This window comes from Polynucleobacter sp. UK-FUSCHL-C3 (genome assembly GCF_040409815.1).
Classification (GTDB): domain Bacteria; phylum Pseudomonadota; class Gammaproteobacteria; order Burkholderiales; family Burkholderiaceae; genus Polynucleobacter.
Genome location: NZ_CP099959.1, coordinates 297,794 through 322,741 on the forward strand (window position 1 = coordinate 297,794; position 24,948 = coordinate 322,741).

General features: G+C 44.8%; 19 protein-coding genes and 1 tRNA gene. 12 read left to right on the forward strand and 8 right to left on the reverse strand.

The window, feature by feature from the left end; genetic code table 11:
* Positions 1-9 precede the first annotated feature (9 nt).
* The 6 genes from NKE59_RS01615 to NKE59_RS01640 all read left to right on the forward strand — a co-directional run bounded on the left by NKE59_RS01615 (position 10) and on the right by NKE59_RS01640 (position 7,859).
* Positions 10-834 (forward strand): class I SAM-dependent methyltransferase, encoded by an 825-nt coding sequence (locus NKE59_RS01615; RefSeq protein WP_353439161.1) that lies wholly within the window; start codon positions 10-12, stop codon positions 832-834.
* Positions 835-839: 5 nt separating this feature from the next.
* Entirely contained in the window at positions 840-2,129 is a 1,290-nt protein-coding gene (locus tag NKE59_RS01620; RefSeq protein WP_353439162.1) for a hypothetical protein, read from the forward strand.
* A 120-nt stretch (positions 2,130-2,249) separates the two neighbouring features.
* Positions 2,250-4,154 (forward strand): asparagine synthase (glutamine-hydrolyzing), encoded by a 1,905-nt coding sequence (gene asnB, locus NKE59_RS01625; RefSeq protein WP_353439163.1) that lies wholly within the window; start codon positions 2,250-2,252, stop codon positions 4,152-4,154.
* A complete protein-coding gene (locus NKE59_RS01630; protein WP_353439164.1) occupies positions 4,154-5,476 on the forward strand; it encodes a glycosyltransferase in 1,323 nt (440 codons plus the stop codon). Before asnB ends, NKE59_RS01630 begins: the two co-directional genes overlap by 1 nt.
* Before the next feature lie 26 nt (positions 5,477-5,502).
* The gene (locus tag NKE59_RS01635; protein ID WP_353439879.1) at positions 5,503-6,702 is read left to right on the forward strand and encodes an oligosaccharide flippase family protein; all 1,200 of its coding nucleotides are present in this window, start codon (positions 5,503-5,505) and stop codon (positions 6,700-6,702) included.
* 59 nt (positions 6,703-6,761) lie between these two features.
* Positions 6,762-7,859 carry a glycosyltransferase gene (locus NKE59_RS01640; RefSeq protein ID WP_353439165.1) on the forward strand — a complete coding sequence of 366 codons (1,098 nt, stop codon included), beginning with the start codon at positions 6,762-6,764 and terminating at the stop codon, positions 7,857-7,859.
* A 946-nt stretch (positions 7,860-8,805) separates the two neighbouring features.
* Here the strand turns inward: NKE59_RS01640 and NKE59_RS01645 are convergent.
* The 3 genes from NKE59_RS01645 to tsaE form a co-directional block, all read right to left on the reverse strand.
* Positions 8,806-8,881: transfer RNA gene (locus NKE59_RS01645), tRNA-Lys, on the reverse strand.
* Positions 8,882-9,036: 155 nt separating this feature from the next.
* Complete coding sequence (locus NKE59_RS01650; protein WP_353439166.1) at positions 9,037-10,410, reverse strand: N-acetylmuramoyl-L-alanine amidase; 1,374 nt, start codon at positions 10,408-10,410, stop codon at positions 9,037-9,039.
* A 23-nt stretch (positions 10,411-10,433) separates the two neighbouring features.
* Positions 10,434-11,048 carry a tRNA (adenosine(37)-N6)-threonylcarbamoyltransferase complex ATPase subunit type 1 TsaE gene (gene tsaE / locus NKE59_RS01655; RefSeq protein WP_353439167.1) on the reverse strand — a complete coding sequence of 205 codons (615 nt, stop codon included), beginning with the start codon at positions 11,046-11,048 and terminating at the stop codon, positions 10,434-10,436.
* 62 nt (positions 11,049-11,110) lie between these two features.
* Between tsaE and queG the strand changes: the two genes are divergently transcribed.
* From queG to NKE59_RS01670, 3 genes are all read left to right on the forward strand, one after another.
* Positions 11,111-12,256: a tRNA epoxyqueuosine(34) reductase QueG gene (queG, locus tag NKE59_RS01660; protein ID WP_353439168.1), complete on the forward strand. Its 1,146-nt coding sequence runs from the start codon at positions 11,111-11,113 to the stop codon at positions 12,254-12,256.
* An 80-nt stretch (positions 12,257-12,336) separates the two neighbouring features.
* Positions 12,337-13,119 carry an AzlC family ABC transporter permease gene (locus NKE59_RS01665; protein WP_353439169.1) on the forward strand — a complete coding sequence of 261 codons (783 nt, stop codon included), beginning with the start codon at positions 12,337-12,339 and terminating at the stop codon, positions 13,117-13,119.
* Complete coding sequence (locus NKE59_RS01670; protein WP_353439170.1) at positions 13,116-13,496, forward strand: AzlD domain-containing protein; 381 nt, start codon at positions 13,116-13,118, stop codon at positions 13,494-13,496. Before NKE59_RS01665 ends, NKE59_RS01670 begins: the two co-directional genes overlap by 4 nt.
* Before the next feature lie 33 nt (positions 13,497-13,529).
* Here the strand turns inward: NKE59_RS01670 and NKE59_RS01675 are convergent, their stop codons facing one another.
* Positions 13,530-16,601, reverse strand: a complete 3,072-nt coding sequence (locus tag NKE59_RS01675) for an FAD-linked oxidase C-terminal domain-containing protein (protein ID WP_353439171.1) — start codon at positions 16,599-16,601, stop codon at positions 13,530-13,532.
* Between the two features lie 122 nt (positions 16,602-16,723).
* On the opposite strand from NKE59_RS01675, the gene NKE59_RS01680 reads away from it, so the two are divergent.
* Both NKE59_RS01680 and NKE59_RS01685 read left to right on the forward strand, forming a co-directional pair.
* Positions 16,724-17,131: a heme-binding protein gene (locus NKE59_RS01680; RefSeq protein WP_353439172.1), complete on the forward strand. Its 408-nt coding sequence runs from the start codon at positions 16,724-16,726 to the stop codon at positions 17,129-17,131.
* A gap of 85 nt (positions 17,132-17,216) precedes the next feature.
* Complete coding sequence (locus NKE59_RS01685) at positions 17,217-18,572, forward strand: DEAD/DEAH box helicase (RefSeq protein WP_353439880.1); 1,356 nt, start codon at positions 17,217-17,219, stop codon at positions 18,570-18,572.
* 52 nt (positions 18,573-18,624) lie between these two features.
* Here NKE59_RS01685 and NKE59_RS01690 read toward each other — a convergent pair whose 3' ends face one another.
* From NKE59_RS01690 to gluQRS, 3 genes are all read right to left on the reverse strand, one after another.
* Positions 18,625-19,026, reverse strand: a complete 402-nt coding sequence (locus NKE59_RS01690) for a type II toxin-antitoxin system VapC family toxin (protein ID WP_353439173.1) — start codon at positions 19,024-19,026, stop codon at positions 18,625-18,627.
* On the reverse strand, positions 19,023-19,283 hold the full coding sequence (locus tag NKE59_RS01695) for an AbrB/MazE/SpoVT family DNA-binding domain-containing protein (protein ID WP_353439174.1): 261 nt from the start codon (positions 19,281-19,283) through the stop codon (positions 19,023-19,025). The genes NKE59_RS01690 and NKE59_RS01695 overlap by 4 nt, the downstream gene beginning before the upstream one ends.
* 124 nt (positions 19,284-19,407) lie before the next feature.
* A complete protein-coding gene (gene gluQRS / locus NKE59_RS01700) occupies positions 19,408-20,361 on the reverse strand; it encodes a tRNA glutamyl-Q(34) synthetase GluQRS (protein WP_353439175.1) in 954 nt (317 codons plus the stop codon).
* 40 nt (positions 20,362-20,401) lie between these two features.
* Between gluQRS and dnaE the strand changes: the two genes are divergently transcribed.
* On the forward strand, positions 20,402-24,052 hold the full coding sequence (gene dnaE / locus NKE59_RS01705; protein WP_353439176.1) for a DNA polymerase III subunit alpha: 3,651 nt from the start codon (positions 20,402-20,404) through the stop codon (positions 24,050-24,052).
* 17 nt (positions 24,053-24,069) lie between these two features.
* On the opposite strand, the gene galU is transcribed toward dnaE, so the two are convergent.
* Positions 24,070-24,939, reverse strand: coding sequence for a UTP--glucose-1-phosphate uridylyltransferase GalU (gene galU / locus NKE59_RS01710; protein WP_353439177.1), 870 nt, complete (start codon positions 24,937-24,939; stop codon positions 24,070-24,072).
* Positions 24,940-24,948: the final 9 nt, after the last annotated feature.

Genomic DNA, 24,948 nt, shown 5'->3' on the forward strand with positions numbered 1-24,948 from the left:
AGGCAACATATGACTAATTCATCAATATCTTCAGCAAATGAAAGTTTTTGGAATGAGCTGTGTGGAACTCAGCTAGCAAATTCAATCGGTGTTACAGACTCAAGTCCAGCTTCGCTTAAGAAATTTGATGACTGGTATTTTGATTTTTATCCCTATCTTTTTGATCATATCCCCTTTAATGACTTAAAAGATAAGAATGTCCTTGAGGTTGGACTTGGATATGGAACTGTCTCTCAAAGATTGGCAGAAAGTGGTACAAAATATCAGGGGTTAGATATTGCTATCGGCCCTGTAAGTATGGTTGCCCATCGTCTCCAGCAGAGTGGAGTTGCCGGTAAAGCAATTCAGGGCAGTATTCTTGCGCCATCATTTCAACTAGAATCATTTGATGCGATTATTGCTATAGGCTGCTTGCATCACACGGGCGATCTTCAAAAGGCAATTGATGAATGCTATTCACTTTTACGTGAAGGTGGTCAATTTATATTTATGGTGTACTACGCATATTCATATCGCCGCTGGACTAGATCTCCTCTGGCAACCCTTAAATATGCTTTTAGGGAATTTAAAGGATACCGAGGGGTTGTTGGCCTATCCGCTTCAAGGGATCGAGTTGCGTACGATAAAAACTCAAGCGGTGATGGCGCCCCTCATACTGACTGGATTTCAAAGAAATCACTGGCTAGCCTTTGTTCAAAATTTTCCAAATTTCAACCTAAAATAGAAAACATTGATCGCGATCCACCATTTATTTTTTGGAAAAGAAGGTCATTACTTAAAACTAATATACCCAATAGTATGGGTCTCGATTTATATGTTTCCTGTATAAAATAGCAAAATTGAAAATATTAATTCTCTACAACGAATCTCAAACCTACACTCAAACGGTTTTTGAGCATCTCGATGCGTTTAGAAAGTTTTCTCAAAATAAATTTTACTATCTTCACTATGAAAATCTTGCTAAAGAAAAAGAATCTCTAGAATATTTTCAAATTATTTTTTTGCATTACTCGGTTAGGTTGCCTGCTGATCAGATTTCTGAGGCTATGGGAGAAACCCTTTCCCAATATCGAGGTGCCAAGGTTTTATTTATTCAGGATGAGTATGATAAGGTAGCGCGTACTAAATACTGGATTAAAAAAATTAAGTTCGATATTGTATTCAGCGTCGTGCCTAAAATTTCAATTTCAATTATTTATCCAAAAGAAGAATTTTCGAATACGAAGTTCGTTAATAACTTAACTGGATATGTGCCAGAAAATTTAAATTCTTTTTCCAAGTGGGTGAAGGTGCCACCCTCTAGTCGTAGTATAGAGATTGGATATCGCGGCAGACATTTACCTATTAAGTATGGTGATTTAGCTAGGGAAAAAGTTAGAATTGGGGTGTCTGTAAAGCAATATTGCAAATTAAATAATATCGTCCATGACATTGAATGGGATGAGCAGTCCCGTATTTATGGCGACAATTGGTATAAATTTATAGCAAATTGCAAATCAATGCTTGGATCAGAGAGTGGTAGCAATGTATTTGATTGGGATGGTAATCTGGATCAGGCGATAAAAAAATATCGTAAGCTAAACTCCTCCATGTCTGAAGATGAGATATACGAGAATTTTATTCAGACTTTAGAGCGACCCGGACTCATGAATCAAATATCTCCACGTATATTTGAAATGGCAGCAGCCGGTACTATTATGATTCTTTATGAAGGGACTTACAGTAATGTTATTGAGCCAAATCGCCACTTTCTTTCTTTAAAAAAGGATCACAGCAATCTGCCTGAGATTATTGCCAAGTTGAGGGACGGCGATTTCATTGACGAAATGGCCTCTAGGGTAAAAACTGACATCATCGAAACAGGCAAATATAGTTACCAGCAATTTGTTAGCATGATTGATCTAGAGTTAAGTGAGCTATCTACTAAGGATTCATTAAGCCCTATTACTTCCTCAGTAACTCTAAGCGGTAACTTTTCAAAGGATCCCGTTAGGGTGCCAGCACTTTTTCATGGAAGTGCTGATTCATGGATTATGGGAAATTTGTCCTTTGCTCTTAAAATATGGCCATATATTCCCCTTCTTGCAAGAACTCCCATTAAGAAGATTATTCGCAAAATGTATTTCTAGCCCAATTTATATGAATTTGCCCTTAAAATATGGCCTTATCTCCTCCCTCTAGTCAGAAGTCTCGTTAAAAAAGATTCTTGGCAGATCTTAAGCAGTGATCTTTATTAGCGCTAATTTAATATGTGCGGAATCTTTTCAATAATCTCTCCTCTACCTCTTATTAAAGAGGAATTGCAAAATAGTATTCAGGCGGGTGTCAAGCAAATTCATCATCGTGGTCCAGATGCTAATGGTGTTTGGATTGACCCTCAGTCTCGGATAGGATTTGGCCATGTTCGCTTGACTATTGTTGATCTAGATAGCGGTGCTCAACCCATGTCTTTGGATAATGGCACTACTATTATCTTTAATGGTGAGATCTATAACTATATTGAGTTACGTGAGGAGCTGGGTTTAGATTTATTTAAGACCCATTCTGATACCGAAGTCATTTTGTATGCTTATCAGAAGTGGGGTGAGGATTGCGTCCAGCATTTACGCGGCATGTTTGCTTTTTTAATTTGGGATGCAAAAAAGGATGCCATCTTTTTTGCCCGAGATCGTTTTGGCATAAAGCCGCTTTACTGGCTTCAAGGGCCTGATGGGGTGATTTATTTTGCCTCCGAAATTAAGGCCTTACTGCCATTTATTAATACTAGATCTGTCGATACGCATGCCCTCAGTGACTATTTCAGTTTTCAATTCTGCCTTGGATCCAAAACGCTGTTGGAGGGCGTGAAGCAAATTGAGCCTGCTCATTGCGGCTGGGTCACTAAGGATGGCGCAATTAGCATTAAGCGCTATTGGGAGGTGCACTACAACCTGGATTTTGAACATGCCGATAAGTACTTTATCGAAAAGATTCAGGGACTGATGGATGACTCCACAAAAATGCATATGCGTGCTGATGTTGAAATTGGCGCCTATGTTAGTGGTGGGGTAGACTCTAGCCTTTTAGCAATCTTAGGCTCTAAATATCAGGACTCAAATTCTCGATTTAAGATTTTCAATGGCAGATTTACGGATAGTGACGCATTTGATGAATCTAGATATGCTCGTGCGGTTGCAGAAGATCACGATATGGATTTATATATTGCTTCTATTACCGAGCAAGACTTTGTAGATAACATTGCGGAAGTTATTTATCATCTTGATAGTCCTATTGCAGGGCCCGGCTCATTTCCTCAGTACATGGTTTCAAAAGTTGCAAGCAAGCATCTAAAAGTGGTTCTTGGGGGGCAGGGCGGCGATGAGATTTTTGGTGGCTACGCAAGATATTTGATTGCTTATTTTGAGCAGTGTATTCAAGGAGCAATTGATGGCACCTTGAATAATGGACACTTTGTTGTGACCTATGAGTCAATCATTCCTAATTTAAGAACTTTGCGGGAATATAAGCCATTAATGAAGGAATTTTTTTCAGCCGGCTTATTTGAGCCTAAGGATCAGCGTTATTTCAGGCTAATTAATCGATCAAATACGATAGAGCCAATGTTGCGCCCTGGGATCATCCAAAGAGAAAAAGCGTTTGAGGAGTTTAGATCAATTTTTTGGGGAAATAATGTTGGTCATGAATCCTATTTTGACTTGATGACCCATTTTGACTTTAAAACTCTTTTACCCGCATTGCTACAGGTAGAGGATCGAATGAGCATGGCGCATGGGCTCGAGTCACGCGTCCCATTTCTGGATCATCCTTTAGTTGAATTAGCTGCAACTATCCCAGCAAATGTGAAATTCCTGAATGGCGAGTTAAAACGCTTACTCAAAGAATCCTTTTCCCACAAACTCCCCAAGGCTATTCGAGAACGCAAAGACAAGATGGGCTTTCCCGTACCTTTAAATCTTTGGCTTAGACAGGGAGGTCCTGCGCGTGATTTTATTGGCGATACATTTTCTTCTCATAAGGCAAGAACAAGGCCTTATTTGCGGGATGGAGTCACCCTTGATTCAATTCTTGATACCCAAAGTATTTATGGCAGAAATTTATGGGCCTTGCTCAGTTTAGAACTTTGGCATCAGCAATTTATTGACAGTAAATCCTGATGGAAATACTGTTTTTAACAAATCGCCCAACAGCTAATACGCAAGCAGCAACGGTTACGGAGTATTTAGATGCGCTACATAAATATTCCGAACACAATGTTTACGAAATTTCGATGTTGCATCATTTTCCAGCCCGCATTGATTTAGATCGTTTTGATGTAGTAATTTCCCATTATTCTCTTTCGATTGGACCATTGTTAAAGCACTACTTTGGTGAAGATCTGGTTAGGAAACTCAGGCAATTCAAAGGGCTCAAAGCCGCCTTCTTGCAGGATGAGTACCGTGAAATTAAGACCTATTGGAAGCACATTAACGAATTAGGAATTAATGTCCTTTTCTCATGCGTTCCAGAGGGCGAAATACCAAAAGTTTATCCTGCTGAAAAAGTACCAAATTTAAGGGTAATCAATGTTTTGACTGGCTATGTTCCTGAAGCATTGCTAAAGCTTGAGGTCGTACCGGTAGCAAAAAGACCAATTGATGTTGGATATAGAACTAGGAAGATGTGGTACTGGCTTGGTGCGCTTGCCTATGAAAAATGGTTCATATCTGAAGAGTTTAAGCGGCGCGCAAAAGCAAAATCTCTTGGCTTGAATCTAGACTTGTCAACGCGCGAATATGAACGCTTATATGGTCACGCTTGGACTAATTTCGTAGCATCTTGCAAAACTGTAATTGGAGTAGAGAGCGGGGCTAGTATTATTGATTTTGATGGTCAGCTCGAGCGAAGAGTTGATCAGTACGTTTCCGAACATCCTCAAGCTACATTTGAAGAGGTTTCTGAACTCTTTTTAAAAGAATATGAGGGCTCATTAAGACTGCATCAGATTTCACCTCGGTGTTTTGAGGCTGCAGCACTCAGGACGCCTATGGTTTTATTTGAAGGTGAATATTCAAATGTTTTAGAGCCAGGCCGCCATTTCGTAGTTCTAAAGAAAGATTTTTCAAACTTTGAAGAGGTTGTTGAAAAAATAAAAGACCATGAATATCTACAAAAAATGGCAGATCGAACATACCTAGAGGTAGCACTAAACCCCCGCTGGAGTTATCGAGAGTTTATCAGGGTGATTGATCAAGCAATTGATGTGGAGGTTGATAAACTGGGTACAGTAAGGTCTAAGCATCCATACTCTCCTCAAGAGTTTAAGTGGGCCATGATGATGAGTTTTGGATATATTCTTCGCAGAAGAAGTGCATTAGCTATGCAGTCTATATTGCTCGGATTTCCTTTAGCAAGAAAGGCTCTTTTTGGGCTTTGGAACGCTCTTCCATATCCTTTACAAAAAATAGCACGGCCATTCGCCCGAATTATATCTAGATAATCCACCAATAATTTGAGGATATTTTTCTGTTAACCCTTTGGCTCTTAAGTTACCAGTGGGTAGCAACGGCAATCCAGGCTCTGATTAGCTTTGGCTTGAGCATCTTAGTTGCTCGTCATTTAGGCGTGGATCAATTTGGAGTGTACGCAATTGCAATGTCTGCAGGTTTTTTTATCACAATACTGCTTGACGGCGGTTTTATTGCATTGCTCCAGCGGGAGTCAGCTCTAGCCTCTTTGGATATTGCGATTGAAGATCAAACGCTGAGTCGTTACGCATTTGGATATACACTTTTGCTCGTAGCAATTCTAATTCTAATGGCAATTATCAACCCGTTTGAACAAGATCTAACCACTTTATTCGCTATCATTTTTGCTTTTTGTCCGGTTGTTTTAATTGCGCAATCAATGTCAGTCTTGCGTGGCCAAGGGAGATTGGCGCGAGATGCATTTTTGCAGGTTATGACTCGATTTTTAACAGCCTTTTTTGTTGTAACTTTTATATTGTATGGTTTTGATAGTCCTTCTTCAGTCTTATTTGCCCAAGGTATCGGAGGCTATGTAGTTTGTTTTGTATTGATGTTTAGATCTAAGATAAAGCCAATATTTTTGATCCCATGGAAAATTTTTAGGGTTACCATTCCTTTGGCTGCTTGGGCCATTGCATGTGGCTTGTATGCTAGGTCTGATCTTTTGCTTTGTAGGTTATTTGATATCCCACGTTCTGATGTTGGTGAATATGGTGTTGCCTGTCGATTGGTTGAGGCCCTACAAGTTTTTGGGGGACCAGTTGCAATCGTCTTGTTACGTAAATTTCGCATGTCTCAGCTATCTATAGAGGTTTCCACTGGAAAAATTTTGAATGCCCTTTACTTAGCACTATTTATTGGATCGATAATATGTGTTTGCGCATTTTTATTTTCATCAACTATTATTCCCTTTTTTTTTGGTGAGCAATATAGTGCTTCAGTTCAGTTATTTGAGGTTTTAACGATTGGATTTATATTTTTTTTAGGCAACACGGTTTTATTTCAAGCCTTTCTGGCACTTGAGCTGCAGCGTTTGCTAATGAGTATCACAGTCGTAGCTGCGATTTTTAATGTAACTCTGAATGCGATAGCGCTGCCTATTTATGGAATTGAAGTCTGTGCTTGGATATCGGTTTTGACCCAGCTTCTATTATTATTACTATTACGCTTCTATTTTCTAAAACATAAAAATAAGTGATTAGTTTCATTTCTATGAATTTTTATTTTTATAATGCTGTTTAATTTTTCTGGATTCGTATGTCTACTTTAGTACTTGCTTTTATTTCATCACTAGTCACTAATTTATTCATAGTGCAATCGAAGAAATTGCATTTAGCTTTTACGGCAGATTCTGATTTATCTGGGGTCCAAAAATTTCATGCAGTACCGGTGCCTCGTGTTGGGGGGATTGCTATTTTCTTTGGATCGTTAGTAGCGCTTTTCGCGCGCTATTTTGAAAATGCTGAAGTAGGGTTATTTGGCTTGCTTTTGGTGATGTGCTCCTTGCCAGCCTTTCTTTCTGGGTTGACTGAGGATTTAACCAAAAAGGTAGGTGTTAAGGTTAGATTGCTCGCCACCATGGTCTCGGCAGGGCTGGCGGGCTATTTTTTAAATGCTTGGCTGGGTAGTGTGCAGATTTTAGGTATTGATAACCTGATGATGGCTTATCCCTTTGTGGCTATAGCCATTACTTGCTTTGCTGTTGGTGGGGTAGCCAACGCTTTTAACATTATTGATGGCTATAACGGCTTATCGTCGATGGTAGCCGTCATTATTTTGTCTGGCATTACTTATGTTGCCTTTCAGGTAAATGACTATCCCATCATGATTGCTGCGCTAGCAATGATCGGTGCTTTACTGGGTTTCCTCGTTTTTAATTACCCGCGCGGGGCTATCTTTTTGGGTGATGGCGGGGCTTATTTTGTGGGTTTTTGGATTGCTGAGCTCTCGGTGTTGTTAACGGCTCGTCATCCAGAAGTTTCAAAATGGTTTCCCTTACTACTTTGCCTGTACCCAATCTTTGAGACAGTGTTTACGATCTATCGCCGCGTTTTACTACAAAAAGCACACCCCGGCATGCCTGACGCATTGCATTTACATCAGTTAATTTATATGCGGATTGTTCGACCCTCGGTTGGCGGTCATTCAGATGCCGCTAAGGCTCAATGCAATGCCTTGACTTCACCTTATTTGTGGATCCTGACTGCATTAGCGGTCATTCCAGCCATTTTGTTTTGGCAATATCACCTGGTACTCAAAGGCTTTGCTGTTTTATTTGCAGTGACTTACGTCTGGTTGTACTGGGCTATTGTGCGCTTTAAGTCACCCAGGTGGATGCACTTAAAAAGCATTTAAAGTACGGTCCTCCTAATTTAGGTAGATTGTATTAGTCAATTACTAGCCTTTGCATTATTGTAGTTCTCGATTGCATAACATTCGGTGGGGCATCTTTCCCCAAATCGACTTTTCGGCCTGTATCTCAATCAAATATTTACGCACAGTCATAGGCATTTCCCGTTCTCGCCGATATATGGTGCGCTTAATCAACCCCGGTATGCCTGCAATGCAAGTACCTGACTAAAAGTAAGACCATTGAATTAGGGGTGCCGGTTAAGTAAGGTAGAGCATCACTCGATAGTGACGTGAGCCTGCCAATGGCCATCCTCATACTACATCAGACTTAGATCGTCGCAAAAAAAGGTCTAGCTACACAAATGGCGCATGGTGCGTAATAACCCCAACGGCTGCAATTGTTGCTGACTGTTGAAGATGGAGCTAAGCTCTTAATTTTACTTCATCCAGATCCAAGCCAGTTGACGATTTGATGTTTTCTTTATTTAATAATGTAGCCATCGCCGTAATTGACTGCTTTGGTTCCGGCGAGCATAGTGGCGCCTAGTTGGTATCAAGCTGATTAGCCTTTGGATCGAAATTGGATTCGATTGCTTGAGGCGTAGTCTGCAGTTGAGAATGCGGTAGTGACTCTGAGGCCCCTAAATCATCTTGCATATGAAGCAGTGCAGGTCTTTGGTGCACGATCTCTTTTCCAGTAGCTCTTTGAGTTCAAGGATGCGTTAATCTGTAGATTTTTTCATACTACACTCCCCCGAATGTCTTTGATCAGGAAGCGCCGGCTATTTTTTGACTGGCATCATGAAGAAAACTTTGTGGATTGCGATATGGCGTACTTTGATACGGAACCTTCTCGGGCACAGGCTCTTGAAAATCCATTTCCCCCCAAAGTGCTTAGAGTGTGTGCGGCAAAGTGCAAACCATGTGACTGGTTTACACCATTAATTCTTGGTAGGACGGGCGAGATTCGAACTCGCGACCAACGGATTAAAAGTCCGCTGCTCTACCGACTGAGCTACCGTCCCATTTTCATGGTGCTGCCAAAAATGATCCAAGGGCTTATTGGATTGTTTGCTGTCAAAAAGAGACTTTTTGTAATATTAAGTCCAGCAAACCCCAAATTATAGCAAGATGTAGAACCCCCTCCCCTAAGCTCTTTTTAGGAGTCTAGGAATCTCTATTAGCCACGCCTTGCTACGGGGGGATTCTTAGAAAAATAGTCCTTAATGCCCGCTAGGATGGCTTCGGCAATCCTCTCTTGGTAACCCTCGTCATTAAGCCTTTTTTCTTCTTGGGGATTGCTGATAAATGCTGTTTCTATGAGGATGGAAGGTATATCTGGGGCTTTGAGGACCGCAAAGCCAGCCTGCTCGACCTTATTCTTGTGTAAGGGGGCAAAATCACCAATGTTGCGCAGTACAGAGTTGCCTACCCGTAGAGAATCATTAATCTGGGCAGTGGTCGACATATCCAGGAGCAGGTGAGCAACCTGCTTGTCCTTGACCTTGATGTTGATACCTCCAATTAAGTCTGAGGAATTCTCTTTATTGGCCATCCAGCGCGCCGTTGAACTCGTTGCTCCCTGTTGCGAGAGGGCAAAGACCGATGCCCCCCTGGCATGGGGCTGAATGAAAGCATCGGCATGAATCGAGATAAAGAGATCAGCCTCCACTTGGCGGGCTTTGGAGACCCGACGGTGCAGTGGTACAAAGTAATCACCCTCGCGGGTTAGAAACGGGCGCATTGACGCTTCTTGATCGATCTTGCTCTTTAGGCGTTTAGCAATGGACAAAACAATATTTTTCTCATAAGAACCTCGGGCACCAATCGCTCCCGGATCTTCACCGCCATGACCGGGGTCTAGTGCAATGGTCACAAGGCGTTTAAACGGAATGCGCTGTTGGGCTCCCGATAGATCATTTGCTTTGCCAGCGCTGGCTTGAGGCACAGAGGGCTTGATCCCCTTTTCAGATTTAAGCTCAGGAAGGTTGCCTGACTTAGCAAAAGCAGCAATGGGGTCATCATCCTTCTTACCCTGTGCCTCGAGCAACAATTTCTCTTTCTTGGCACTCTCCTTGACCAACTGCATGAGAGGGTCTGTGGGATTGGTGGGGTAGAGATCAAACACCAAGCGGTATTGGTATTCCGCGACGGGGTCTAAGGAAAAGAGTTGGGGCTTTACAGCCTCTTTGAGATCAAAGACTAAGCGTACCACCGTCGGTTGAAACTGCCCAACCCGAATTTGGGACACATAGGGATCATTGGGTTTGACCTTGGCCACCAGATCTTTCAGGGTGGGGTTGAGCTGCAGACCCTCAATATCCACTACCAAGCGATCGGGCCCCGTTAAGAGTTGATGGCTAATAGGTAAGACTTGATCAGACTCTAAGGCAATGCGGGTGTATTCTTCCGAAGGCCAAATGCGCACGCCAATTAACTTCGCGCTAGTGTTGGCGCCTACTAACTCACTCTCGGTCAGTAATAAAACGAGCACCCCCAAAGACCCCATAGACTTCAGACCGTGCTCTAGGACTAAGCGGCGTTTTGGATCCATGGATATTGATAAAGACTCTAGAACTAATTGAGGGTTGTAGTCTTGGAGACTAGATTGTTCAGGAGCTCTAGACCAATAGAGGTATTGGCATGAAATGCAATCAGGCGCTCATACTCTTTGTGATGATCGAGGGGGTCGCTTGCTTTAATCCTAATACTAAGATCCATTAACGGTAGAGTATTGTCTGCTTTCTCGGACCACTCGACGATGCAAATCGTGGGCTCATGACTAGTGAAGTGTTCTTGTAAGCCTGCCTCGGTCCATTCAGATGGCGATTGCATGCGATAGAAATCAAAATGATAGAGTTGGATGGGGTATTGATTGATCTGCAAAATATGGGGCTCACATAAACTATAGGTAGGACTCTTCACCTTACCGGTGTAGCCCAGTTCCTTCAAGAGATAACGTACTGCTGTGGTCTTCCCAGAGCCTAAATCACCCTGCAGACTGATATAAAGGTGGGCCGATGCAGGGCTTTGGCTTACTTGCGAATTCATGGAAGTGGAGAGTGCCTGGGCTAGTGCTTGAACTAAGGCGGCAGTAGCGGCTTCATCGTTACAATGAAGTTCATAGAAGGAGTTTTTATTTAATTGCTCAGCTGGGTTGCCAGTCAGCTTACTGGTGGGCGAAGTACTCACATCAAGCCTTTATAGTGAAGATTAAATAAAGTATTTTAGACAGGACATTTCTCTCAATTTATATGCATTCTCAGGCATTTTCATCTGAATTGCACAACCAATTGGAAGGCATTCGGAGCTGGTTGGATATCCGAGCCTATGAGTTGGGCTTTGGCCAATTACGGATTAGCGATACCGATGTGAGCGAGGCAGTTCCTAAGCTTGCAAGTTGGTTGGCAGAAGGTCGTCACGGTGAGATGGGCTATATGGAGCGCCATGCCAGTTTGCGCGCACAACCTGAGCAGTTACAAGCAGGCGCCATTCGCTCGATCTGCGTGACCATGCCCTATTTACCCCAAAACTCTTCGAAAACAATAGAAGAGCAGTTTTCTGCAGAGTTAGCTCGTCTAGAACAGTCCCAGGAAGCAGTGATTTCTCTCTATGCCCGGGGCCGTGATTACCACAAGATCTTAAGAGCGAAGCTACAAATCTTAGTCACTGAACTCGAGGAAAAGATCGCGCACTTGCAATCGAATGAGGGTGGATTGCAATACCGCGTGTTTACCGATTCTGCTCCGATCATGGAAGTAGAGCTAGCCAGAAAAGCAGGTCTTGGTTGGCGAGGTAAACATACTTTGCTGCTACACCGCGAGTTTGGCTCCTTCTTTTTCTTGGGGGAGATTCTGATTAATCTACCCCTGGCAGTGGATGAGCCCGTGGAGCCCCATTGCGGCTCTTGTCAGGCTTGTATCGATATTTGCCCCACTCAGGCTATTACCGCCCCATACGCATTGGATGCAAGGCGCTGTATTTCCTATCTGACGATTGAACATCCTGGATCGATACCGGTGGAGTTTCGAAGAGCAATTGGCAATCGTGTGTATGGATGCGATGATTGCCAATTGGTCTGTCCATGGAATAAATATGCCCAGCATACGAGCGTGCCGGATTTTGCGGAGCGCCATCAGCTAGGCAGCTCTACTCTTTTAGAGCTGTGGTCATGGAGTGAAATGCACTTTAATCAGCGCCATGAGGGTAGTGCGATTCGGCGTATTGGCTACTCACGCTGGCGTCGCAATCTAGCGATTGCTCTGGGAAATACGCTTGCCTCTGATCTGGATATACAGAGTAAAGAAGATATTACGAATCAGTTGCGGGATGGATTGCAAAACGCAGACCTGCTAGTTACAGAACATATCACTTGGGCTTTGGAGCAGTCTCAGCGCTAAGCAAGTAACCCCACAAGTAGACAAATGAGCATGACCTCCTTTACGAGGCTCGTATTCCTCTAAAATAAGCTTTATCTTCTATGAGTATTTCCGATCCATCTCCAGACCCTTCTTCAGATAATCTGGAGAGGGTGAGTCCGCGCTTTCAGGATCGCAAAGATGCCTTCTGGAGTGGGGTGCGCGATGGTCGTGGGGCCCCAGCCATGGTGCTTTTTGCTGGAATGGTGGGCTTTGGGGCGATGGGGCGTACCAATGGCTTTGATCTCTGGTTTACGACAGCCACGAGTTTTTTGATGTTTGCCCTTCCTGGGCAGATTGTGATGCTCGAGATGATTTTGCTGGGTGCCTCATCGGTCACAATTGCTCTAGCTACATCTCTGACTGCAACGCGTTTTGTGACCATGACCGCGACCCTCTTCCCGCTCTTGCACGAGCGTGATCGCAATAAACAACTGTATGCCAAGGTGCATTTACTTGCCATGACCGCATGGGCCGTTTCTTTAAAAGAGTTTCAGACAATTGAGCCTAAGCATCGCTTGAGCTATTTTGTTGGTTTGGGTATTTTGTGTTGGTTGATTTCTGTACCGGGGACTATTGTCGGGTTCTTGATTGCGGGTAGTGTACCCATGCCCATTACCTTGGGCTTGATATTTATAAACCCACTATTTTTCTTACTTACCTTTACCGAGATCAAGGTGGCAGGCTACCGCCTAGCTATTTTCATGGGCTGTATTGCTGGTCCGATTTTTTATTTGATTGATCGCGACACTAGTTTGTTAACCGCCGGACTCGTTGGTGGCACGCTGGCGTATTGGGTTGATCGCAAATGGATTAGGCGCTATGACCAAAAGAGGTCTGCATGACTATCCTCGATTCTCTCTATCAAAATCTAGATACAGCCTTTGTCTTCAAACAAGGTTGGGAAGCATGGCTCGCTCTAATGGCTGCTTCTCTGGGTACCTATATATGTAGAGCCATTGGTGTGAAACTCTCGGGTCAAGTGAACCAAGATAGTGAGTTCTTTCGCTGGCTCTCGGCGGTTACCTATGCGATGGTGGCAGCACTCACAATTCGTCTTATCTTTTTACCCATCGGCCTACTATCAACCGTGCCGCTCTACCTAAGAGTATTGCTATGTCTTCTAGCGCTGGGAGTAATGATCTGTAACCCCAGCCGACGCTTGGTGCCTGCATTGCTAACTGGAACGCTCTTGATGGTGACGATCGGAATTTTTCTCTAGTAAAAAAACAATATTCGTTTTATGTGCCACATCTCAGCTATCTAGGTGGCCTTCTAAAACTCTGACAATATGTAACACATCTCGCTGTGTTCCATCCGCAATTTGGTGACGACAGCTCGTGCCATCGGCCACCACAAGCGCATCAGGATGCTTGCGGATGGTTGGTAATAAACTGAGCTCTGCCATTTGCTTGGATGCCTCAATGTGTTCAACTTCATAACCAAAGCTACCAGCCATCCCGCAACAGGACGATTCAATGAGTTGTGGATTGGCATTCGGAATTAGCCTAAGAAGCTCTAATGCGGGGCTGACAGCAGCAAAGGCTTTTTGATGACAATGCCCATGAACCAGTATTGGTTGAGCCGATTCTTTAAAGCGTGGGGTAAAGCGTCCAGCTTTTTGTTCTTTGGCCAAAAACTCTTCGAGCAACTGCGCTTGCTGGCTTACCAGTTCTGCCTTTGGCCCTAAGCCCATTTGCAAGGCTTCATCGCGTAATGTAAATAAGCAGGAGGGCTCTAGACCAACAATCGCGATCCCTTGCTCAGCATACGGCGCTAAATGCCCAATGAGAGCTGCAAGTCGAGACTTTGCTTCATCCACCATGCCAGCGGCAAGATAAGTGCGACCACAGCAAAACGGATTTGGATTGCTTGTACTAGAGGATGGTCTGGCTACATGCACTATGTATCCGGACTTATGCAACACGGAGAGTGCTGCTTGCAAGTTTTCATTCTCGAAGTAAGCATTAAAGGTGTCCGCAAAGAGCACGACGCGTTTATTCGATTTAGCCAATTCCTGGGGTGTGGCAAACGGCAAATCACCTTGATTCCAAAAATGCTTACCCTGCCAAACCGGCAAGGAGCGTTTGGCACTAATACTTGTTAACCACTCTTGTGCCTTGGCAATGAGTGGAATGTGATTGCGTAGATTCAGTAGGGGCGGTAAGCCAGGTACTTTGCTAATCATGGGTGCATAGCGAGGCAAGTGAGCAACCAAGCGATCGCGCAGCGTATGTCCAAAACGTTCTTTATATTGTGCCAAGAACTCAATTTTCATTTTGGCCATATCAACGCCAGTGGGGCACTCACGTTTACATCCTTTGCAACTAACACACAGATCCATTACCTCTTTTACTGCTTGCGTAGCCAGTGGAAGATGGGCTGGTGGAACGTCATTACCGTTCATGACCAGTTGCCCAGACATTGCAAGTCGTAAGGTGTTGGCTCGGCCCCGGGTAAGATCTTTCTCATTACGGGTAATGCGATAACTGGGGCACATGACATCGGCATCAAACTTACGGCAATGCCCATTGTTATTACACATCTCAATCGCTTTGGCTAAGCCTTGGGCGGGATCGCCCCCAGTGCCCGCTGCCGTAATTGCTTCGGTCACAGGATTATTTTGGACGTTCCAAGCGGACCAGTCGAGCTTGGGGCGCACTGGAATGACAGTATAGCTAGGTGGGTAGCGAAAGTAACTCGCATCATCCATCTTGGGCGGGTTCACAATCTTGCCAGGATTAAAGAGATTGCTTGGATCAAATTGGTGTTTGATCTGCGCTAGCGCTTCGGTGATCTTTGGCCCAAATTGCCAAGAGATCCACTCACCACGACACAGACCATCACCATGCTCCCCACTGAAGGCGCCTTTGTATTTACGTACCAACTCAGAGGCCTCTTCTGCAATAGTACGCATCTTTGTTGCGCCATCGCGACGCATATCCAAAATAGGACGAACATGTAAGGTGCCTACCGAGGCATGAGCGTACCAAGTGCCGCGTGAGCCGTATTTACTAAATACCTCAGTGAGGGCTTGGGTGTAATTAGCGAGATGCTCAAGTGGTACTGCGCAATCCTCAATGAAACTCACCGGCTTGCCATCACCCTTGAGACTCATCATGATGTTAAGGCCTGCCTTACGGACTTCCCATAAGTTCTTTTGCATCGCCGGATCGGGCATCATCACAACCGAGTTCGGTGAGCCTAGATCACTGATGAGGGTATCGAGATCCTTGAGTTTTTGTAAGAGGGGCGCATGCTCTTCACCCGAGAACTCAACGAGCAAAATGGCATCAACTGTCTTCGCCTGCGCATCAACCAGTGCGGTTTCAATGGTCTTCCGAAAGGCCGGGTTATTGCGCGAGAGATCAATCATGGTGCGATCGACTAACTCCACAGCTGTCGGACCTAACTTAACAATGTGCTGCGCACTATCCATTGCTTTGTAAAAGCTTGCAAAGTTGACCACACCTAACACTTTATGTTTTGGTAATCGTGCAAGCTTGAGTTTCAGGGATTTAAAGTAAGCGAGCGTCCCTTCGCTACCAACAAGCAGATGAGAAAGATTAACGCTGTTATCGAGTGTATAGGGTAGCTCACTTTGTGGATGAAAGACATCCAAGTTGTAACCCGCAACACGGCGCATGACCTTAGGCCAATGAGCCTCAATTTCAGGCTTTAAGTGATCAACCAAACCCTTGACAAAATTACCCAAGACCTTTGCTTCGCCCACACTACTGTCATAGGAGCCAAAGTGAGCGAGTTGACCATTAGCTAGCCAAGCATTAATACCCAAGACGTTATGAACCATATTGCCATAGGCAATCGAGCGGCTTCCGCAAGAGTTATTGCCGGCCATACCGCCAATGGTGGCTTGAGCCCCTGTAGATACATCCACCGGATACCACAGACCATGGGGTTTGAGAAAAGCATTAAGGTGATCCAAAACGATGCCAGGTTCTACCTCAATCGTGGCCTTATCGGCATTAGCCAGATCAGAACTCAAAATATTACGAAAGTACTTACTGTTATCAATTACCAGTGCGGCGCCGGTCGTTTGGCCGCATTGACTGGTACCACCACCCCGAGGCAAAACGGGAATACCAGACTCTTTTGCAATCGATAGACCTGCCTCAATATCCTGCGCAGACTCTGGTACCAAAACTGCTAATGGAAACTGCTGGTAGATCGAGGCATCCGTGGAATACCGACCTCGGCTAGCACTATCGACCATGACCTGACCTTTAACCTCTTTTTGAAGCTTAGAGGTAATTTCTGGGGGCAGGCTTTTTAGGGTAAAACTTGGATCGGCAGGTATTTTGGTCATGAAACATGTGTTTTAAATCAAATGAGAATTCGATTGTATTGATTTAGTCAAAAATCGGGGTGAGCTACCATTCCGTGGCAGAATCTCCCTAAAGAGCACATCAAAATACCAAGGAGACTGCGATGCTAGCCAATAAACCCTTTTTACGCCAAGAGGATGTCCAAAAAATTCTGGATGCGGCTAATGCCCATGCCGAGAAATACAATTGGGCGGTAACCATTGCGGTATGTGATGATGGCGGTCATCTTTTGGGCTTGATTCGCAGAGATGGCTGCGCCCCTGTTTCGTCCTACATAGCCCAAGATAAAGCACGTGCTTCCGCAATGGGTAAGCGTGAGAGCAAAGTCTATGAAGATATTATTAATAACGGCAGAACAGCGTTTGCCACCGTGCCTCATATCAAAGGAATGCTCGAAGGTGGAGTCAATATTGATGTGGATGGGCACACGATTGGAGCGGTTGGCGTATCAGGTGTTAAATCTGCAGATGATGCTGGCATTGCACGCGCTGGAATTGCTGCCATTCTTTAATTACCACTTTAACTTAAGTGATGTCCAAGCCCTGTAAAATGAATGGGTGTCTACACTAACTGATCAAATCACTCCAAATTCTGATATTTCGTCTGAGTTAGCAAACTTTGCTGACTTCCATTTAGACCCCAAGATTCTCAAGGCGGTAGCTGAGCAAGGTTATACACAAGCTACCCCCATCCAAGCGAAAGCCATTCCAATTGTTTTGGAAGGTCGTGATGTAATGGGGGCTGCTCAGACTGGCACAGGGAAGACAGCTGCATTCACGCTGCCAATCATTCAGAAGTTATTGCCTAATTCCAATGCAAGTACATCGCCAGCCCGCCACCCCATTCGAGCCCTGATTCTTACCCCCACTCGAGAGTTGAGTGACCAAGTTGCTGATAACGCTAGTTTGTATGCCAAACACACCGATTTACGAACAGCAGTTGTTTTTGGTGGGGTAGATATCAAACCTCAAGCCATGACCCTGCGTGCTGGTGTAGAGATTTTGATTGCGACCCCAGGACGCTTACTCGATCACCTGGGCTCTAAGACTGCAGATCTCTCACAAGTCCAAATCTTAGTGCTTGATGAGGCTGACCGAATGCTTGATATGGGATTCTTGCCAGATCTGCAGCGCATCATTAATCTTATTCCGGCGCAACGCCAAACTCTTTTATTCTCGGCCACCTTCTCGCCCGAGATCAAGAAATTAGCCCAGACCTATTTGCGTAATCCTGTGACCATCGAAGTGGCAAGACAAAATGCGGCTGCTGATACAGTCAATCAAGTCGTGCATTTTGTAAAGTCAGAGAATAAACGTGCAGCTATTGTGGCAATTTTGCAAAATCGAGTGAAGGCAGGACATACTAAACAATGCATCATCTTTACCAACAGTCGACTAGGGTGCGCGCGACTGGCCAATGCATTAGAGCGCGATGGTATTAAAGCATCGGCAATTCATGGTGATAAGAGTCAGACTGAACGAATGCTGACCCTTGAGGCTTTTAAGAGTGGCAGCATCGATGCCTTAGTGGCGACCGATGTGGCTGCCAGAGGTTTGGATATTCCTGACATGCCCTGCGTGATTAATCACGAACTGCCCTTTAATGCTGAGGACTTTATCCATCGTATCGGTAGAACCGGCAGAGCTGGCAGTAAAGGCGATGCGATTGCACTGGTGGACGATAGTGAGAAACGTTTACTTGAGGATATTGAGAAGCTCATAAAGCGCAAACTACCAGTTTCTGCTTTACCCATTGCTAGTAGCGGCATCAAAGCGGCGGGAACAACTAAACCAATCGCAGCAGACCCATTCTTCTTCATGCCATACGAGCCAAATAAAGAAGGTAAGGATGTAATTGCAGAAACTGCTTCGTCAGTTAACAAGCCAAAACTGGCTGATGGTAAAAATAAGAAGCCTGTCTTGGGAGCCCTCTTGGGCGGAGCGAAGAAGTAAATTGCCAACCATCACTTCGCTTTAGATCTGTGGCGGTCTAAAGTCTAGAGATTTACATTCTTAGCCAATTCTCTAGCTTAAGAGTTTTAAGGTGTTTAAAAGCTAGATCATCACTTACAAGGGTCATATTGTTCGAGACAGCATGACTGGCAATGAGAAGATCCAAAGTATCAATAGATTTACCTTGCTGCTCCAAACTCGCCCTTAACTTTCCATAGACTTCAGCGGTAGAGAGATCCCAGCTCAGAACATCAATATGTTTAAGTAGTTCATTTATTGTGTTTTTAAGTGTCTTAGCCCCAGGCCTTTTTGCTAAGCCATATTGAATCTCCGCATACGTAATCGACGAGATATAAATTGCTGACATTGGGATAGATACCAGTCGTTTAATCACTTTTTGTTGATTTTTTACAATATGACTGATCGTATTAGTATCGAGCAAGTAACATTTCATTCTGCCAATCCCTTAAATGGATCCCGAGACGATAATTTTTGCTTGCGCTCTTTCTTGCTAAGAAAATCTTTGGGAGTTTTTAATGTGTCGAGCATTGCTGTGAAACCAGACCAATCAGCCGGTTTAGCAGAAATAATTAAATTACCTGTATCTAGATCTTTATCCAAAAATACTTCGGTTGAGTTAAAGCGAAACTCTTTAGGTAGTCGGATTGCTTGACTACGTCCATTGGTAAACAATTTTGCAGTTTGCTTCATATTGGGACTCCCCTATATGTTTGGTATATATCATAGTATATACCAAAATACAGTTCATCAGAGCGGCCCTTTTTTGTTTAATTGGGCAATACATTCATCAATCAAAACAATGATAGGTTTTGAATCACCATCCTTTATGTTGCCAAATTTTAATTGCTATGGATAGCCATTCATCAATAGTGGAAAGAGGCTTTAAGGCATCCCCCCAAATATCTAGATGACTGGCAGCTGTATTCAATGCGTCGAGAGTTGCCTCTTTAGTGTTTGTATTAATTCCTAAAGCCTGAGTTTGCTTACTCAACTTTTCTCCTGCAGCATTCGTGACAAGTGGCAGGTGTAGATAGCTAGGTATTTGGTACCCCAATATCTGTTGCAAATAGAGTTGTCGCGCTGTATTACTAAAAAGATCTTCGCCCCGCACGATATGGGTAATGTCTTGAAGATGATCATCAACCACAACAGCGAGTTGGTAGGTAAATAATCCATCGGCACGTCGAAGAACAAAATCTCCAACTTGGGTCGTAAGGTCTTGTGATTGGACTCCCTTCATGCGATCCTTAAATTGCAATACGCATGAGCTTGGTAAGGATACTCGAATAGCAGCTTTTTCTTCGTGCCTATTTTGGTTGCGACAGTTTCCTGGGTAAATAAGTTCTTCGTGACGCCCTAGTTCAGCGCCATTTGCTCTTAAGGTCTCCTCAATGTGTTTGCGTGAGCAAATACAGCGATAAGTCATTTGATCTTTGTTTAGTTGATCTAATGCGGCTTGATATAGGGCTGTCCGTTTTGATTGCCAGACCACTTCTTCGTCCCAATAAAGACCGCAGGCGATTAGCTGTTGCAGAATGATCTGATCGGAGCCCTGGACAGTTCTTGGAGTATCCACATCCTCAATGCGAACCAACCATTGACCCCCATGAGCTCTGGCATCGAGCCAGCTTCCTAAAGCACTTGCTAAGGACCCAGCATGCAAAGGGCCGGTTGGGGAGGGCGCAAACCGACCCCGATAGGGGAAGGCTTGGCGAGACGTCTCTTGGCTAGAGCCTTGACTGGATTGAGGATTTTGCAGGGTATTCATTTAGACCAAATTTTGGGGTGCTCACAGCTAAAATGATCTCATGGCTGCACCCCAATTTGTTCATCTTCGCCTTCATTCCGAATATTCCATTACCGATGGGATGGTACGCATCGACGATGCCATTACTACAGCCTCTGAAGATGGCATGGGCGCATTAGCGCTCACGGATTTGGGTAATCTCTTTGGTTTAATCAAGTTCTATTCAGCAGCCCGCTCTGGAGGTATTAAGCCAATCGCAGGAGCCGATATTTGGCTAAGTAATGAGCAGGAGCCCGATCAGCCGCATCGCATGTTATTGCTTGTCCAAAATCACTCTGGCTATCTTAATTTGTGCGAGTTACTAACGCGAGCATCACTCCACAATCAACATCATGGTCGAGCAGAGATCCATCCCAAATGGCTCTTAGAACAAGCTACCAAGGGTGGCGCTCAAAAGATTGGGGAGCAAAAATCCGGACAGACATTGGCGTCGGGTTTGATCGCCCTTTCAGGCGCTCATAGTGGTGATGTTGGGTCCGCATTGTTAGCTGGTAATCCAGAACAGGCTAGAGCGCTTGCCATCCATTGGCAAACGGTATTTGATCATCGGTACTTTATTGAGGTACAGCGCTCGGGCCATTCCCAAGACGAGGCTCATATTCAGTTGGGCTGTCAGTTAGCCAGCGAACTACAGATACCTGTCGTGGCCACTCACCCCATTCAGTTCATGAAGCCTGATGATTTCATCGCGCATGAGGCACGGGTCTGTATTGCAGAGGGAGAGTTGTTGGGTAATCCGCGCCGCCCAAAATTGTTTACTGAGAATCAGTATTTTTTGACCCAAGCACAAATGCAAGAGCGGTTTTCTGATCTGCCCTCAGCGCTTGCTAATTCGGTTGAGATCGCTAAGATGTGTAACTTAACGCTGACCTTAGGCCAAGCTCGATTACCAGAGTTCCCAACCCCTAAGGGAATGGCTTTGGATGCCTATCTCATGCAAGAGGCAGAGATTGGGTTACATAAAAATCTCCTCAAACTCTATCCCGACACCGAAGAGCGAACATCCATTGAGCCCCGTTATTTTGATCGCCTCAAGTTTGAAGTGAACACCATTGCACAGATGGGTTTCCCAGGCTACTTCTTAATTGTTGCCGACTTTATTAATTGGGCCAAGAATAATGGGGTGCCTGTCGGTCCTGGCAGGGGATCGGGAGCCGGTTCCTTAGTGGCATTCTCTTTGGGGATTACCAACCTAGACCCCTTGCGTTACAACCTACTCTTTGAGCGCTTTCTAAATCCAGAGCGAGTCTCGATGCCAGACTTTGATATCGATTTTTGTCAGCATGGACGCGATCGGGTAATTGCCTACGTAAAAGAAAAATACGGCAAGAATGCGGTCAGTCAGATTGCTACTTTTGGAACAATGGCTGCCAAAGCGGCGATCCGTGATGTGGGGCGCGTTCTTGAGCAGCCTTATGGTTTTGTGGATGGTATTGCGAAGCTCGTTCCCTTTAAACCCGGTCAGGTGGTCACGATTGAATCGGCTAAGAAAGAAGAAAAGCAGCTAGCAGAACGCGAAAAGAATGAAGAGGAAGTAAAGCAACTCCTTGCACTCGCACAACAACTTGAGGGCATGACCCGTAATGTGGGGATGCATGCCGGCGGGGTCTTAATTGCCCCTGGAAAACTCACCGATTTTTGTCCTCTTTATACGCAGGATGCAAAAGACCAAGACGCAGGAGTAATTAGTCAATTTGATAAGGATGATGTTGAGTCCATTGGCCTTGTAAAGTTTGACTTCTTGGGCCTGACGACTTTAACCATCCTGGCAGGGGCTGAGCGCTGGATCAAAGCGCTGCATGCAGAGCGAAAGAACTGGAGTATTGGGGATATACCGCTCGATGATCCAGCGGCATTTGAGCTATTAAAGCGTGGTAATACCGTTGCTGTGTTCCAGTTAGAAAGTCGGGGCATGCAAGGCATGCTGCGTGATGCCAAACCAGATCGCTTTGAAGACATTATTGCGCTAGTTGCGTTGTATCGTCCTGGTCCTATGGATCTGATACCTGATTACATTAAACGTAAGCATGGTCAACAACGGGTTGAGTATCCGGACCCACGGATTGAGCCTGTTTTGCGAGAGACATACGGCATCATGGTGTATCAAGAGCAGGTCATGCAAATGGCACAGATGATAGGTGGCTACTCTTTGGGGGGTGCGGATCTCTTGCGCCGTGCGATGGGTAAGAAAAAGCCAGAGGAAATGGCGCAGCATCGCAAGATCTTTCGAGAGGGTGCCCAAAACAATGGGTTAACTGAATATAAAGCGGATGAGATTTATGACCTCATGGAGCGCTTTGCTGGCTATGGCTTTAATAAGTCACATGCAGCTGCGTATGCACTACTCGCCTATCAAACCGCTTGGCTAAAGGCCTACTATCCCGCTGAATTCATGGCGGCCAACTTATCTTTATCGATGGATGATACCGATAAGATCAAGATTTTGTATGACGACAGTTTGCATAATGGCCTAAAGATACTCGCCCCTGATATCAATACCGGGATGTATGAGTTCACACCGATTATGGATGAGGAAAACACTCAACAAGCACCCATAAGCACTCAACAGACGCAACATCGGTCTCCTTTGAGAACGATTCGGTATGGCTTGGGAGCGGTTCGAGGAACCGGAGAGAGCGCTATCCAAATTATTGTTGAAGCCCGCAAGACCGGACCGTTCAAAGATTTATTTGATTTCTGTGGCAGAGTCGACCGCCGTCAAGTAAATCGTCGAGCAATTGAAGCACTGATTCGTGCGGGAGCATTTGATTCTATTGCTGGAGATGCTGCAAAGGGCTATACGCACTCCTATGAGGCGCGAGCGACACTTTTGGCATCGCTCTCGCGCGCGATTGAGTCTGCTGAGCAGGCCGAGGCATCGATTCATCAGGTTAGCCTATTTGATCTTGGTGACGATTCAGAGAGACATGCTCCAGAGTTTGTTCGTGAATTAGCATCCTCCGAGAAAAAGCGCCTACAAGATGAGAAGACTGCCTTAGGCTTATGTCTGACCGGTCACTTATTCGATGCCTATCGATCCGAAGTCAATCACTTTATTCGTCAGCCACTGGTAAAGGTGACTGATGGGAAAGATCAATTAGTCGCCGGAATTATCACATCCTCGAGGATGCTGATGGGTCAGCGTGGCCGCATGATGATCGCAACGATTGATGATGGCACTACAGCACTTGAATTAACACTCTATAGTGAAGTATATGAACCCAACCGATCTTGGTTAAAAGAAGATGAGTTATTGATTGCCAAGGTAAATGTTAGCCCAGATAAGTTCTCAGGAGGTTTACGAGTGGTTGCTGAGAGTGTGATGGATATTGTTGGTGCACGTCTACGCTTTGCAAGAAATGTACATCTCAATCTCGATTCGGGCATCGATCTAAAGGTACTACGCGCCCAAATCAATCCGTTTCTCATCAAGGCAAATAGTAATCATTCTGTGTCACCTGCTAATGCTACGCATAAAGGTTTACCACTCACAGCCGCAGTAATGGCAAAAGGCGGTGCATGCCTTGTTCAGTTCCCAGATGAGATGCGTCTATATCCTGATGATAATTGCTTGCGCAATCTGCATCAAATCTTAGGCAGTAAAGCTGGTACTAATATCCAAGCTAATCCGGTTGAAGTGCAATATGCCTAATTAAGGATAGGACATTACTAACGACTTTTTAAATACGCCCCGAACTCATCTTTTAGCTCAGGGTGCTTGAGAGCAAACTCGATAGTAGCTTTTAGATACCCCAGCTTACTACCGCAGTCATACCGAATACCATCGTACTCATAGGCGAGAACAGTTTCCTGTTTGAGTAACGCTTGAATAGCATCTGTCAGTTGATATTCTCCACCGGAGCCCGGCTTGAGATTGCGAATATGTTCAAAGATCGATGAAGAAAGGATATAGCGACCAACAACTCCTAAATTCGATGGAGCATTTTGGGGATCAGGCTTTTCGACAATACCACTCAGCTTATGCGTTTTATGTCCATGAGCACTTCCTGCAACCACCCCATAGGATTTGCTCTGCGCTGGGCTAATCGTTTCTACTGCTAGGATCGAGGCGCTCTCTTTCGCATATAGGTCAACCATTTGTTTTAGAACAGTAGGTTGACCATCTAAAAGATCGTCTGCCAGGATCACGGCAAAGGATTCATCGCGAACTAGTTTCTCAGCACAAAGAACGGCATGCCCTAGACCCAAGGGTTCTGCTTGACGTACATAGACGCAATCAACATGGCTGGGTTTGACATTGCGCACAATCTCTAAGAGGCTTTGTTTATTCTTTGCTTCAAGTTCTGCCTCGAGTTCATAGGCCTTATCAAAGTGATCCTCAATGGCACGCTTACTGCGACCAGTGACGAAAATCATTTCGGTGATACCCGCAGAAATCGCCTCTTCAACGGCATACTGAATTAAGGGCTTATCCACCACATTAAGCATCTCTTTCGGACTTGCCTTTGTAGCTGGTAGGAAGCGTGTGCCCAGTCCCGCAACAGGAAAGACAGCTTTTGTGATTGGTTTAGGATTCATGAGTGTAAT